The 12,243-nt window shown below is 72.7% G+C and carries 12 protein-coding genes; 6 read left to right on the top strand and 6 right to left on the bottom strand.

What is annotated here, in order from left to right; all coding sequences use genetic code 11:
* Positions 1-4 precede the first annotated feature (4 nt).
* The 3 genes from IAG42_RS31710 to IAG42_RS31700 form a co-directional block, all read right to left on the bottom strand.
* Positions 5-1,414 (bottom strand): DUF6421 family protein, encoded by a 1,410-nt coding sequence (locus IAG42_RS31710; protein WP_188340387.1) that lies wholly within the window; start codon positions 1,412-1,414, stop codon positions 5-7.
* Between the two features lie 81 nt (positions 1,415-1,495).
* Positions 1,496-2,506, bottom strand: coding sequence for an alpha/beta hydrolase (locus tag IAG42_RS31705; protein WP_188340386.1), 1,011 nt, complete (start codon positions 2,504-2,506; stop codon positions 1,496-1,498).
* A 401-nt stretch (positions 2,507-2,907) separates the two neighbouring features.
* Positions 2,908-4,044 (bottom strand): LLM class flavin-dependent oxidoreductase, encoded by a 1,137-nt coding sequence (locus IAG42_RS31700; protein ID WP_188340385.1) that lies wholly within the window; start codon positions 4,042-4,044, stop codon positions 2,908-2,910.
* A 457-nt stretch (positions 4,045-4,501) separates the two neighbouring features.
* Between IAG42_RS31700 and IAG42_RS31695 the strand changes: the two genes are divergently transcribed.
* From IAG42_RS31695 to IAG42_RS31685, 3 genes are all read left to right on the top strand, one after another.
* Complete coding sequence (locus IAG42_RS31695; RefSeq protein ID WP_188340384.1) at positions 4,502-5,035, top strand: nitrobindin family protein; 534 nt, start codon at positions 4,502-4,504, stop codon at positions 5,033-5,035.
* A 45-nt stretch (positions 5,036-5,080) separates the two neighbouring features.
* The gene (locus tag IAG42_RS31690; protein WP_188340383.1) at positions 5,081-5,665 is read left to right on the top strand and encodes a PadR family transcriptional regulator; all 585 of its coding nucleotides are present in this window, start codon (positions 5,081-5,083) and stop codon (positions 5,663-5,665) included.
* 295 nt (positions 5,666-5,960) lie between these two features.
* Entirely contained in the window at positions 5,961-6,644 is a 684-nt protein-coding gene (locus IAG42_RS31685) for a glycerophosphodiester phosphodiesterase (RefSeq protein WP_188340382.1), read from the top strand.
* Positions 6,645-6,654: 10 nt separating this feature from the next.
* Here the strand turns inward: IAG42_RS31685 and IAG42_RS31680 are convergent, their stop codons facing one another.
* On the bottom strand, positions 6,655-7,206 hold the full coding sequence (locus tag IAG42_RS31680; RefSeq protein ID WP_188340381.1) for a GNAT family N-acetyltransferase: 552 nt from the start codon (positions 7,204-7,206) through the stop codon (positions 6,655-6,657).
* Between the two features lie 92 nt (positions 7,207-7,298).
* Between IAG42_RS31680 and IAG42_RS31675 the strand changes: the two genes are divergently transcribed.
* On the top strand, positions 7,299-7,691 hold the full coding sequence (locus IAG42_RS31675) for a VOC family protein (protein WP_188340380.1): 393 nt from the start codon (positions 7,299-7,301) through the stop codon (positions 7,689-7,691).
* 166 nt (positions 7,692-7,857) lie between these two features.
* Complete coding sequence (locus IAG42_RS31670) at positions 7,858-9,297, top strand: NAD(P)/FAD-dependent oxidoreductase (RefSeq protein WP_188340379.1); 1,440 nt, start codon at positions 7,858-7,860, stop codon at positions 9,295-9,297.
* A gap of 49 nt (positions 9,298-9,346) precedes the next feature.
* On the opposite strand, the gene IAG42_RS31665 is transcribed toward IAG42_RS31670, so the two are convergent.
* Positions 9,347-9,889 (bottom strand): MarR family winged helix-turn-helix transcriptional regulator, encoded by a 543-nt coding sequence (locus IAG42_RS31665; RefSeq protein WP_188341801.1) that lies wholly within the window; start codon positions 9,887-9,889, stop codon positions 9,347-9,349.
* Positions 9,886-11,541, bottom strand: coding sequence for an FUSC family protein (locus IAG42_RS31660; RefSeq protein ID WP_188340378.1), 1,656 nt, complete (start codon positions 11,539-11,541; stop codon positions 9,886-9,888). Before IAG42_RS31660 ends, IAG42_RS31665 begins: the two co-directional genes overlap by 4 nt.
* A 130-nt stretch (positions 11,542-11,671) precedes the next feature.
* On the opposite strand from IAG42_RS31660, the gene IAG42_RS31655 reads away from it, so the two are divergent.
* Positions 11,672-12,229 carry a DUF5134 domain-containing protein gene (locus IAG42_RS31655; RefSeq protein WP_188340377.1) on the top strand — a complete coding sequence of 186 codons (558 nt, stop codon included), beginning with the start codon at positions 11,672-11,674 and terminating at the stop codon, positions 12,227-12,229.
* The last annotated feature ends 14 nt before the right edge of the window (positions 12,230-12,243 follow it).

The raw sequence follows: 12,243 nt of genomic DNA, 5'->3' as shown, positions 1-12,243 counted from the left end.
TGGCTCACGCGGCCACCTTCTCCGCGCTCGCCGCCGTGATGCCCTTGGTGGACGCGATCACGTTCTTGAGCTTCTTGGAGAGCGCCTCATAGAACATGCTGAGCGGAAACTCGTCGGGAAGCACGTCGTCGACCAGCTTGCGCGGCGGCTGCGTCAGGTCCAGGGCGTCGGGGCCCTTGGCCCAGCGGGAGCCCGGGTGCGGGGCGAGGTACGTCGAGACCAGGTCGTACGCGGCGAACCAGTGGACCAGCTTCGGGCGGTCGATGCCGTCGCGGTAGAGCTTCTCGATCTCGGCGCACAGCTGGTTGGTGACCTCGGGGGCCCGCTGCCAGTCGATGTGCAGCTTGTTGTCCGTCCAGCGGACCACGTCGTGCTTGTGCAGGTACGCGAAGAGGAGCTGGCCGCCGAGACCGTCGTAGTTGCGGTTGCGGTCACCGGAGACCGGGAAGCGGAACATCCGGTCGAAGAGCACGGCGTACTGGACGTCACGGCCGTGGGAGTTGCCCTCGGCCTCCAGCTTCACGGCCTCCTTGAAGGCGGTGAGGTCGCAGCGCAGCTCTTCGAGGCCGTACATCCAGAACGGCTGGCGCTGCTTGATCATGAACGGGTCGAACGGCAGGTCGCCGTGGCTGTGCGTGCGGTCGTGGACCATGTCCCACAGCACGAACGCCTGCTGGCAGCGCTCCTGGTCGCCGACCATCTCGCGGATGTCCTCGGGCAGTTCGAGCCCCAGGGTGTCCACGGCGGCCTCGGTGACGCGGCGGAAGCGGGCCGCCTCGCGGTCGCAGAAGATGCCGCCCCAGGAGAAGCGCTCGGGTGCCTCGCGCACCGCGATCGTCTCTGGGAAGAGGACTGCCGAGTGCGTGTCGTACCCGGACGTGAAGTCCTCGAAGGTGATGCCGCAGAACAGCGGGTTGTCGTAACGGGTGGCCTCGAGCTCGGCCAGCCAGTCGGGCCACACCATGCGGAGCACGACGGCTTCCAGGTTGCGGTCCAGGTTGCCGTTCTGCGTGTACATCGGGAAGAGCACCAGGTGCTGGAGCCCGTCGCGGCGCTGCGCGGCCGGCTGGAAGGCCAGCAGCGAGTCCAGGAAGTCCGGGACCTGGAAGCCGTCCTCGGCCCAGCGGCGCAGGTCGGCCACGAGCGCCTTGTGGTACGCGGCGTCGTGCGGCACCAGCGGGGCCAGCTGCTCGACGGCGGCCACGACCCGGTCCACCGCCTGCTCGGCGACAGCCTTGGCCGGGGCGCCCTCCGCGTCGAAGGCTATGGACCCGTCCTTGTTCTGCCAGGTCCTGATCTCCTCCACGGCGTCCTTGAGCACGGGCCATGCCGGGTGCTCCACCACCCTGCCGCCACCCGAACCGGCGGGAGGAACGTTCCCCTCCACAGCCGCCTGCACAAGAATTTCCGTCATGTCCCATCCTCCACGGGAGAACCTCGCGTATGGACACCGTATGCATGCGAGGTTCTTCCGAGCAAGGGGAGCCAGTGGAAATTATCCTGCGCCACCCCCGGTAGCACCGCTGTTTTTCCTGTCGGTGAGGGTCGAAACGATGACCTCTGTCACAGCGGCGTGGGCCGCGCGGGCGTCTTCGAGGAGCTGGGGGAAGCCGAAGAACCCGTGGAACATGGCCGGAAAGTAGCTCTCGCCGACCTGCACCCCGGCCTCGCGCAGCGCCGTCGCGTAGGCCCGGCCCTCGTCGCACAGCGGATCGCAGCCGGCCGTGACGACATGGGCGGGCGGCAGCCCGGAGAGGTCCTCGGCGAGCAGCGGCGAGACGCGCGGGTGGGCCGGATCACCGTCCGGGCCGAGGTACTGCTCCCTGAACCACGCACAGGCGGCGGTCGTGAGGAAGTACCCCGACGCGTTGTCCGCGTACGAGCCGGAGCGGCCCCGGGCGTCGGTCGCGGGGTAGACGAGGATCTGCCGGGCGATGTGCGGGCCGCCCTCGTCGCGGGCGATCTGGGAGACGACGGCGGCGAGGTTGCCGCCGGCGCTGTCCCCCGCGACGGTCAGCGTGTCCGGGTCCGCGCCGAGTTCCGCCGCGTGGTCCGCCGCCCAGCGCACGGCGGCGTACGCGTCGTGGACGGCGGCCGGGAACGGGGACTCGGGGGCGAGCCGGTAGTCGACCGAGACGACGACGGCCCCGGCGTCGGCGCACAGGGCGCGGGCCGTGCCGTCGTGACTGTCGAGCCCGCACAGGACCCAGCCGCCGCCGTGGAAGAACACGACGAGCGGCCGCGCCTGCGCGCCGCCGCCCTGCGGAGCGTAGATCCGGACCGGGATCGGCGGCGCTCCGGGCGGCCCGGGTATCTCCCGGTCCTCGACCCCGCCCACGTCGGGGACGGGCAGCGGGGACGGCGGGGTCGCGTCGAGGATCCGGCGGGCCTCGACCGCGTCGGTGACGGCGCCGCCCACGTCGGGGAAGAAGGCGGCGATGGCATCGACCAGGGGTCGGGCACCGGGGTCGAGCCGGTCGGCGGCGTTGCCGTTCTTGGCGGACATGGGCGGCTCCGGGTGAGTGGTCGGGGGGCGGGTGGCGGGTGGACGGGAGTGCTCGGGGTGACTGTGGCCCGGCGGGGCCGCATGAGGAAGCCCCGTGCGCGACTCCGGTTCGCCGTCGTGGGGTTGCGTGCGGCCGCCGGGTGCGGCATGCGGCGCTTCGGTCGCGGGGGCTCCGCCGCGGGGGCCGAGGATCGTCGCCGGGTGCCGCCCGGTGGGGCTTCTCGCGCAGTTCCCCGCGCCCCTGGGAGGCACACTTCGTGCGCCCCAGGGGCCAGTTGTTCGCGGCCCGCGACAGAGTCGCTGAATGAGTACAGCCCCGCGCGCGCCCCAGGAGCAGGATGGTCGCGCCCCACGACGGAGTCGCTGATCGTGTGTGGTGCCGGCCGCCTGACCGGGAGCGGCTAGGACGTCGCCGGATCTGCCTGCCTGAAGTGCGGGATGACCTTCTCTCCCCACTGGCGCAGCGTCTCCAGGCACGCCTCCTGCGGCACCGTGCCCATCTGGATGAGGCACATGATCTCGTCGGCGCCCGCGTCGATCAGGCGTTGCACGTAGGCGATGGCGTCCTCGGCGGTGCCGTAGGCGTGGTCGGCGTTGAAGGTGGCGGTGGCCGTGGGGCGGACCGGGATCCGCTGTTCGTGGAGCCGGGCCACGACCTGCTCGGCGGCCGCACGCATCGCCGCCGCCTCGTCCGTGCCCTCGACGACGGCCTCGTCGGGGACGCCGGCGCCGCCGTACCAGTGCCCGATGGACTGGGCGAAGAAGCGCTGACCCCGGATGCCGACGGCGCGGGCCGTCTCGCGGTCGTCCAGGACGATCGTCGGGCACAGCACCGAGAAGTGGTCGTTGACGACCGAGGAGACGAGGCGCTCGGGGCCCCGGGCCGCGATCGCCGCGTCGTAGGCCGTGCGCATCTCGGCGATCGACTCCGGGCCCGCGAAGCCCATCACCAGGGCGCCGACGCCGAGTTCGGCGGCCTGGCGCAGGGTCTCGGTGCGGCTGCAGGCCAGGAAGAGCGGAGGGTGCGGGGTCTGCGCGGGGCGGGGCAGGATCGGGTGCGGGTCGATGTCGAGGAGCGGGCCGTGGTGCTCCAGCTCGTCCTTCTCCCAGGCCTTGCCGATGATCCGCAGGGCCTCCTCGACCTCCTGCGTGGTGCGTTCCTTGTCGACGCCGCACAGACTGGTCTCCTGCTCGGTGCCGCCGCGCCCCGCGCCGAGGTCGAGCCGGCCGCCGGACAGCAGGTCGAGGGTGGCGGCGCGTTCGGCGACGCGGGCCGGGTGGTTGAAGTTGAACGGCATGCAGACGACGCCGTGTCCGATGCGGATGCGGGAGGTGCGGGCGGCGACCCAGGTCAGGAAGATCTCGGGTGCGGACATGTGGGCGTACCACTTGAGGGAGTGGTGCTCGACCGCCCAGACGCGGTCGAAGCCCATCTCCTCGGCGAGGACGGCCTGTTCGACACAGTCGTGGAAGAGCTGATGCTCTCGCTCGACCGTGGGATCGGCGAGCTGGGCCTCGAAGATGACGGAGAACTTCACGTCCCCTCCCGGGGTTCGGATCGGTTTTCCTCGGACGACGGAGCCTGCCGTGCGCCGACAGCCACGCCCGCCATATGACGAGTCGTTATATGACGGTCAGTCATACATGGGAAGGGGCGCGACGGAAATTCGGATGCGGGACGGTCCGCCGCGCGGCTACGGTGACGGCGTCCAGGTGCGCAGGAGCGGGCTACTTCGTTTCGGTAACGGGTTGTCGCGGGTTCGAGTCCCGTCGCCGGCTTCGGGCCGGCGTAGCTCAGCTGGTAGAGCGCCATGTCGCCTGCTCCGACCCTGACCTCTGGACACCGGACGCGAGCCGTCCGCCCACGGGGGATTTTGGGCGGACGGCTTCGCCAGTTCCAGGGTTCCGGTTCCCGAGCGGGGTTCTCGCCCAGCAGCCGACCTCCCCCACGCCCTAGGCTGGCCCCTCGCACCGCAAGAACCTCAGGAGTACCCCGTGACCGACCCCGCGCCCTCGTACCCCTACGCCGACGCGTCCCCCGAGCCCCATCCGTTGCTCGCGCCCGTGCTCGGGCTGATCGGGACCTGGCGGGGGCGGGGGGCCGGGGAGTATCCGACGCTGGAGAGCGGGTTCACGTACGGGCAGGAGGTCACCTTCAGTCATGACGGGCGGCCGTTCCTGCAGGTGACGGCGCGGGCCTGGATCACCGACGGGGAGGGCGGGCCGGTGCGCCCTGCGGCGCGGGAGAGCGGGTGGTGGCGGCTGCAGCCCGACGGCCGCATCGAGGCGCTGATCACCCAGCCGACCGGGATCGCGGAGGTCGCTGTCGGGTACGCGGCCGACGGCGTCGTCGATCTGACCGCGCAGCACGTCGCGCTGACCCCCACCGCGAAGCACGTCGAGGCGACCCGGCGGCGCTACACGCTGACCGACTCCGGCGCGCTGGCGTTCGCCCACGACCTCGCGGCGGTGGGGCAGCCGCTGCAGCACCACCTGTCGGCGCTGCTGCACAGGGCGGACGCCGAGTAGCGGGCCTCTTGCGCCGGCTCCCCCGGTCACCTTCAATGCGGACGCATGCCGACCACGTCGCTGCCGCCGACCGCCTGGGCCGTCCTCGGCCTGCTCTCCTTCCCCGGTGAGCGGACCGGGTACGAGCTGAAGAAGTGGGCGGACGCGTCCCTGCGGTTCTTCTACGGCGCCCCGGCCTTCAGCCAGATCTACGCGGAGCTGCGGCGCCTGGAGGAGCTCGGGCACGTGACGTCGCGGCGCTCGGGTCCGCAGGAACCCCGTACGAAGCGGTCCTACGCGATCACCGAGCAGGGCCGGGCCGCGCTCGCCGCCTGGGCGGACGGCGGGCAGGACGTCGACCCGGTGGGCCTGCGCCATCCGGTGGTCCTGCGCGTGTGGCTCGGGCATCTGGCCACGCCGGAGCGCCTGGAGACCCTCGTACGGGAGCATGTGGCGCGCACCGAGGGCGAGTTGAAGGAGGTGCGGGACGCGCTCGCGCGGGCGGACGGCGTCGAGGCCTGGGCCCACCCGCAGATCGCCCTGCGCTGGAGCGAACGCCGCCTGGAGGCCGAGATCGAGCTGTCCCGCGCGATGCTCGCGGACCTGGCCGCGCTCACCCCGCCCGAGGACCCGCAGCGCGCCGCGCCTTGACGCGTCCGGCTCCCGCGCGCGTGGCGGCGGCTAGGGCCCTTCTTTCGGATCCGGCTGGATCAGGGAGCGGGGCGTGGTGCGTGCAGCTGCAAGGCGGAGGAGGGCGACAACGCGATGGGGGTCCCCCCTGCTCGAGCGAAGCCGAGAGCTTGGGGGAGTTGGCAACCGACGACAACGCCGCAGACGCGCCTGCCACGCCCCACGAGCCCAGCCGGATCCGAAAGAAAGGCTCTAGGCTGCGAAGGCCGTCGCCGGCGTGCGGCGGCGTGTCACCGTCGACGGAAGCGAGACCACCTTGAACTTCCTCACCATCGGCCATCGCGGAGTCATGGGTGTCGAGCCCGAGAACACGCTCCGTTCCTTCGTCGCCGCCGAGCGGGCGGGGCTCGACCTGATCGAACTCGACCTGCACCTGAGCAAGGACGGCGCGCTCGTCGTCATGCACGACGCGGACGTCGACCGCACGACGGACGGCAGCGGCCCGATCGCCGGATACACGCTGGAGGAGTTGCGCACCTTCGACGCCGGCCGCGGCGAACGCATCCCCGTCTTCGAGGAGGTCCTGGACGCGGTGAGCGCGCCGCTGCAGGCCGAGATCAAGGACACGGCGGCGGCCCGCGCCCTCGCGGAGGTGATGCACCGCCGCGGCCTGGTCGACCGCGTCGAGGTGATCTCCTTCCACGACGAGGCCGTCGCGGAGATCGCCCGCCTCGTCCCCGGCGTGCGCACCGCGCTGGTCGCGAGCCGCTACGGCACGGACGTGGTGGAGCGGGCCGCTGCCGTCGGCGCGGGCACGCTCGTCCTCAACATCCGGCGGCTCACGCAGGAGATCGTGGAGCACGCCCGCAAGGCCGACCTGCGGATCATCGGCTGGGTCGTGAACACGCAGGACGACCTGCGCCTGGTCCGCGCGCTCGGTCTCGACGGGGCCACGACGGACTACCCGGAGATCAAGCGCACGGGCCGCTTCACCGCGTAGGCCCGGCGGTTCAGACCAGCGGCTTGACCAGCAGCTCGAACTGCAGGTCGGCGCGCTGCGGTACGCCGAAGCGCTCGTCGCCGTACGGGAAGGGGCTCAGCTCCCCCGTACGGCGGTAGCCGCGACGCTCGTACCAGGCGATGAGTTCCTCGCGCACGGAGATCACCGTCATGTGCATCTCGGTGACGCCCCAGGTCTCGCGCACCGACCGCTCGGCCTCCGCGATGATCACCTTGCCGAGTCCGGCGCCCTGGAGCGCCGGGCTGACGGCGAACATGCCGAAGTAGGCGTGCGGGCCGCGGTGCTCCAGCTGGCAGCAGGCCACCACCTGGCCGTCCCGCTCGACGACGAGCAGCCGGCTGCCCTCCCCCTCGATGACGTCGAGGACGCCCTGCGGGTCGGTCCGCTGCCCTTGGAGGATGTCCGCCTCGGTGGTCCAGCCCACCCGGCTGGAGTCGCCCCGGTAGGCCGATTCGATCAGCGCGACGAGCACCTCGGTGTCGGCCTCCGTGGCGTCACGGAAGACCAGGTCACCGGTGGCGGAAGTGGGGGCGACGGTCATGGGGCGGCTCTCCGATCTCGTACGGGGCTCCGGCGGCGGACGGGCCCGTGGGCGCCGTCGAGCGTAACGCGCGCGCACTACGCTGCGTCGGCATGGTTCATGTACTGAGCAGCCGGGTGCTGTTGCGGCCCGTCGACCCCGAGCGGTCGCGCACCTTCTACGGCGAGGTGCTGGGGCTCGGCGTCTACCGCGAGTTCGGCACCGGGCCCGAGCGGGGCACCGTGTACTTCCTGGGCGGCGGCTTCCTGGAGCTGTCGGGGCGGGCCGCGGAGCTGGTGGCGCAGCCGGTGCGGCTGTGGCTCCAGGTGGCGGACGTGCGGGCGGCGCACGAGGAGCTGGCGGCGCGCGGGGTGAGCGTGCTGCGGGAGCCGGTGAGGGAGCCCTGGGGGCTGGTCGAGATGTGGATCGCGGATCCGGACGGCCACGAGCTCGTGCTCGTCGAGGTCCCGGCGGACCATCCGATCCGCTACCGGCCGGGCATCTGAGGCCCGGCGCGACGGGGGCGCGAATTGGCGCATTTGACATGCGCGCCGGGCGGTGAGGGCACAGGATAGCGCTGAGTCCGGGGAATGATCCGTGCCGATCGGGAGAACCGTGACCGGCGCGGACCCATGTCCCCGTCCGCCCCGCTCAGCCCAGGAGAGAGCCGAGATGACCGCTCCCCGGAACACCAAAGCTCCCCGCAAGTCGACCGTGCCGCGGATCCTGATCGTCGGCGGCGGGTTCGCCGGGATGGAGTGCGCGCACAAGCTGGAGAAGGAGCTCGAGCCCGGCGAGGCGGTGCTCAAGCTCATCAGCCCCACCGACCACCAGCTGTATCTGCCGCTGCTGCCGCACGTCGCGTCCGGTGTCCTCACCCCGCAGTCCGTCGCGGTGCCGCTGCGCCGGATGGTGCGGCGCGCCTCGATCATCCCCGGGGGCGCGGTCGGGGTGGATCCGCAGGCGAAGGCCGTCGTGGTCCGGAAGATCAACGGCGAGACGATCGTGGAGCGCTACGACCATCTCGTGCTGACGCCGGGCAGTGTGACCCGGCAGTTCGACATCCCGGGCATCGACGAGTACGCGGTCGGCGTGAAGACGCTCGCCGAGGCGGCCTGGATCCGCGACCACGTCATCGCCCAGCTCGACCTCGCGGCGGCCAGCTCGGACCCGGCCGAGCGGGAGGCGCGGCTGCAGTTCGTGGTGGTCGGCGGCGGTTACGCGGGCACGGAGACGGCCGCGTATCTTCAGCGGCTGACCACGGCGGCGGTGAAGCGGTACCAGGGTCTCGACCCGCGGCAGATCAAGTGGCATCTGGTCGACGTGGCGCCGAAGCTGATGCCGGAGCTCGGCGAGCGGCTCGGCGACAAGGCCATGGAGATCCTGCAGAAGCGCGGCCTGCACATCTCGCTCGGGGTGTCCGTCGCGAAGGTCACGGCGGACACGGTGACGCTCACCGACGGCCGCGAACTGCCGTGCCACACCCTCATCTGGACGGCCGGTGTCGCGCCGAGCCCGCTGATCGCGACGCTGGGCGCCGAGACGAACCGCGGCCGGCTCGTCGTCACCCCCGAGCTGACGGTCCCGGGCCTCGACGGCGTCTTCGCGCTCGGCGACGCGGCGGCGGTCCCGGACATCGTGAAGGGCGACGACGCGATCTGCCCGCCGACGGCCCAGCACGCGATGCGCCAGGGATGGGCGGCCGCGCGCAACGTCCTCGCGGCCGTCCGGGGCACCCCGCTGACCCCGTACCGCCACAAGGACCTGGGGCTGGTCGTGGACCTCGGTGGCATCCAGGCGGTGTCGAAGCCGATGGGCGTGCAGCTGACCGGCCTGCCCGCGCAGATCGTGGCCCGCGGCTACCACCTCGCGGCCCTGCGCACGGGCCCGGCCCGCTTCCGCACGGCGGCGAACTGGGGCCTGAACGCGGTCGCGGGCGACGACTTCGTCCGCACGGGCTTCCAGCGCAACCGCCCGGCCACCCTGAAGGACTTCGAGATGACGGACGCGTACCTGTCCCCGGAGGAGATCCACGCGGCCGTGACCTCCGGGCTCAAGGACCGCTCGATGTCCCCCCAGAAGCCGGACCTCCCGGCGAGCGAGGCACGGTAGTCCGGCGGGCTCGCCCCCGCTCACGTCACCCGCGCCCAGGCCCGAGGCGTCAGATGCGGGGGGTGAGGCCTCCGCCGAGGCGGCCTTCCAGCTGGGAGAGCAGGGCGCCCAGGAGGCCGGCGAGTTCGGTGTCGCGGCCGTCGGACAGGCCGCTGAGCACGGACGCCTCGTAGGCGAGCTGACGCGGCAGGACGGCGTCCACGACGGCGCGGCCCTCGTCGGTCAGGCTGAGGTGCGCGACCCGGCGGTCGCGGGTGTCGCCGCGCCGGGTCACGAGCCCGCGTTCCTGGAGGGACTTCAGCCGCTTGGTGACGGCGGCGCCGGAGGAGAAGGTCTCGCGCGCCAGGTCGCCCGGCGTCAGTTCGCGGCCGGTCCGGCGCAGCGTGCCGAGCAGGTCGAACTCGGGGCGGGTCAGTCCCGCGTCCCGCAGCGGCGCGTCCTCGGCCTGCTGCAGCAGCGCGGCGCAGCGGTTGATCCGGCCGATGATCTCCATCGGCGCGGTGTCGACATCGGGACGTACGTCCTTCCACTGCCGCACCACCGACGACACGGTGTCAAAGGGAATCCCGTCCGCACCACGCTGCACACTCATCCTCGCCTGCCCACACCTTCCTCCGCGGCCGCACGTCGGACGACCGCAGCGAGCGTACGATGCCCGCTCTGCTCCACGGCGAGCACCCGCTCCTCCGGCAGGGCCCGCTGCCACCATTCTCCGGCCGCCGTGTCGGCCGCGGCGCGCAACTCGACGAGGGTCGCGGCGAGGGTCCGCCGTGCGGTCTCCAGCGCGGCGGACCTGGGCGTGTCGAGGGCCAGCGTGCGCTCGGCGGCGGCGCGCGCCTCCTCGGCGCCGCTCAGGGCCTGCTCGATGCGGTCCCCGGCCCGCCGGTTCGTGACGACCACGGCGGCGACGATGCCGAGGAGGGCGCCGACCAGCGTGTCGACGACCCGCTCGGTGATCAGCTGTCCGGTCCCCTGGAGCCGGGTGAACTCGGTGACGAGCAGCGCCATGGGCGTGACGGAGAGGCTGCCCAGCCAGTAGTTGCGGGTGATGAGCGCCTCGGCGCCGAAGCTGAAGGCGAGGCAGCACAGCACGAGTGCGGCCTGGCTGGCGTGGGCCAGGGGCGCGATCGCGGCGAAGACGAGGACGCCGCCCAGGTTCCCGACGACGCGCTGGACGCCGCGCTTCCAGGTCAGCGTCACGTTGGCCTGGTAGATCGAGGCGGCGGTGACCAGGGCCCAGTACGGGCGGCCGATGCCGAGCGCGAGGGATCCGTAGCCGGCGAGCGCGCAGCCCACGAACGTGCGCAGTCCGACAGGCAGAAGCGGGGAGCCGGGGCCGACGAGTCGCCACACGGAGGGGCGGCCGGTGGCGAGCTCGGCCTCGACGCCGAGCAGTTCGTCGTCGAGGCCCGCGACGCGCGGGGGCCGCGGCACCGCGCCGGCCCCGCGCAGCCCGTGCGCCCACGCGCGCAGTTGCGCCGTGTCGGCGTCACCGGGTGCGGCGAGGGCCACCTCGGCGCGGACGACGAGCCGCTCCAGGGCCCGGCGTGCCTCGCTGCGGGCGCCGGTGGCGAGCAGCGACTGCCAGGCGGCGTGCACGGCAGCGGCGGCGGCCCCTCGCCCGGCGGCGTGCTCGGGTCGCTCGGCGTAGGAGGCGGCGGCGTACAGCGCCCGCGCGGTGGCCCGGCGCTCGGGGCCGTGGGGCCGGACGAGCGCGGGTGCCATGCCGACCAGCCAGGCGACGGCTCCGGCCCCGAGCATCAGGGCGAGGTGCCCCGGCACCTGGCCGATGGCCTGGGGCGCGAACAGCATGGCGGAGCTGATGAACGTGAAGATCAGGTGGGCGGGCGGCCCGATGCGCGTGGCGTCGCACAGCATCTTCTGGAGGGCGGCGAGCAGGGCGCCGACCGCGACGAGCACGAGGGCGTTCGTCGTGTACGAGGCGGTGACGAGCGCGACGGCGAGGCTCGCGAACATCCCGGCGACGACGCCGGCGAGGGCCCGGGCCCGGGCGGCGTACGGGAGGTTGTGGCCGTACAGGGCGCAGAAGGATCCGGCCATGGTGTACATGACCAGGTCGAGCCGGCCGAGGGCGAGCAGCGTCAGGTTCGGTATCGCGGCGGACACGACGACGCTGGTCGCGGGCTTGAACCAGATGTCCACGGGCTTGCCCGGGCGCAGCACCCCTGCCAGCGGGAGAGGCCGGACGGACAGGGCGCGTGGGGTCGTGGGAGTGCTGCTCATACAAAAACCTTAACAGATGTTTCACTAGTAAAACACCCGTGAATGCTTCCCTGCGCCGCCATACGCGCCCGGACACCCGGGCATCCCCCAGGAGACCCGGCACACAGCCGACGGACGAGGGGGACCCGAGGTGCACGGACCGGAGTCGGCCGCATGGCTGCTCGTCGCGCTGTGCGCGGCGACCGGCGCGTACTGCCTGCTGCGCAGACGCGGCGGGGACGAGGAGCAGCGCCGCACGGCGGGCGCCGAGGCGCTCATGGGCTTCGGGATGGCGCTCATGGCGGTGCCGGCGGCGGTGCTGACCCCACCGCGCTGGGCCTGGCTGGCCTACGCGACCGTGTTCGGCGCGGCGGCGCTGCGCGCCCTGTGGGCGGCCCGGCACGCCGGCCACCACGTCCACCACCTGGTCGGTACGTCCGCCATGGCCTACATGTCCCTCGCGATGGCGGCCCGCCCGGCGGCCCACGCCCACCACTCCGGCCCCACGGGCTCCCCCGCCCTCACCGCCGCGCTCGTCGTCTACTTCACCGGGTACGTGCTGTGGTCGGGCCTGCGCCTGGTCCCGGCCGCGACGGCCGCCGGAGCGCCCGGGACGGAGACGCTCGCCTGGGGCCGGCGCCCCGAACTGGCGCGGGCCTGCCGCCTGTCCATGGCGATCGGCATGCTCGCGATGCTGTTCACCATGTGACGCGAGGCGGCGAA

Source organism: Streptomyces xanthii (assembly GCF_014621695.1).
GTDB lineage: Bacteria > Actinomycetota > Actinomycetes > Streptomycetales > Streptomycetaceae > Streptomyces > Streptomyces xanthii.
This window is presented reverse-complemented; position numbering and strand designations above follow the sequence as displayed.

Excerpts from the sequence above, each read along its gene's own strand:
- IAG42_RS31710 (WP_188340387.1), bottom strand. The coding sequence starts at position 1,414 with ATGACGGAAATTCTTGTGCAGGCGGCTGTGGAGGGGAACGTTCCTCCC.
- IAG42_RS31705 (WP_188340386.1), bottom strand. The coding sequence starts at position 2,506 with ATGTCCGCCAAGAACGGCAACGCCGCCGACCGGCTCGACCCCGGTGCC.
- IAG42_RS31690 (WP_188340383.1), top strand. The coding sequence starts at position 5,081 with ATGCCGACCACGTCGCTGCCGCCGACCGCCTGGGCCGTCCTCGGCCTG.
- IAG42_RS31680 (WP_188340381.1), bottom strand. The coding sequence starts at position 7,206 with ATGACCGTCGCCCCCACTTCCGCCACCGGTGACCTGGTCTTCCGTGAC.
- IAG42_RS31675 (WP_188340380.1), top strand. The coding sequence starts at position 7,299 with ATGGTTCATGTACTGAGCAGCCGGGTGCTGTTGCGGCCCGTCGACCCC.
- IAG42_RS31670 (WP_188340379.1), top strand. The coding sequence starts at position 7,858 with ATGACCGCTCCCCGGAACACCAAAGCTCCCCGCAAGTCGACCGTGCCG.
- IAG42_RS31665 (WP_188341801.1), bottom strand. The coding sequence starts at position 9,889 with ATGAGTGTGCAGCGTGGTGCGGACGGGATTCCCTTTGACACCGTGTCG.
- IAG42_RS31660 (WP_188340378.1), bottom strand. The coding sequence starts at position 11,541 with ATGAGCAGCACTCCCACGACCCCACGCGCCCTGTCCGTCCGGCCTCTC.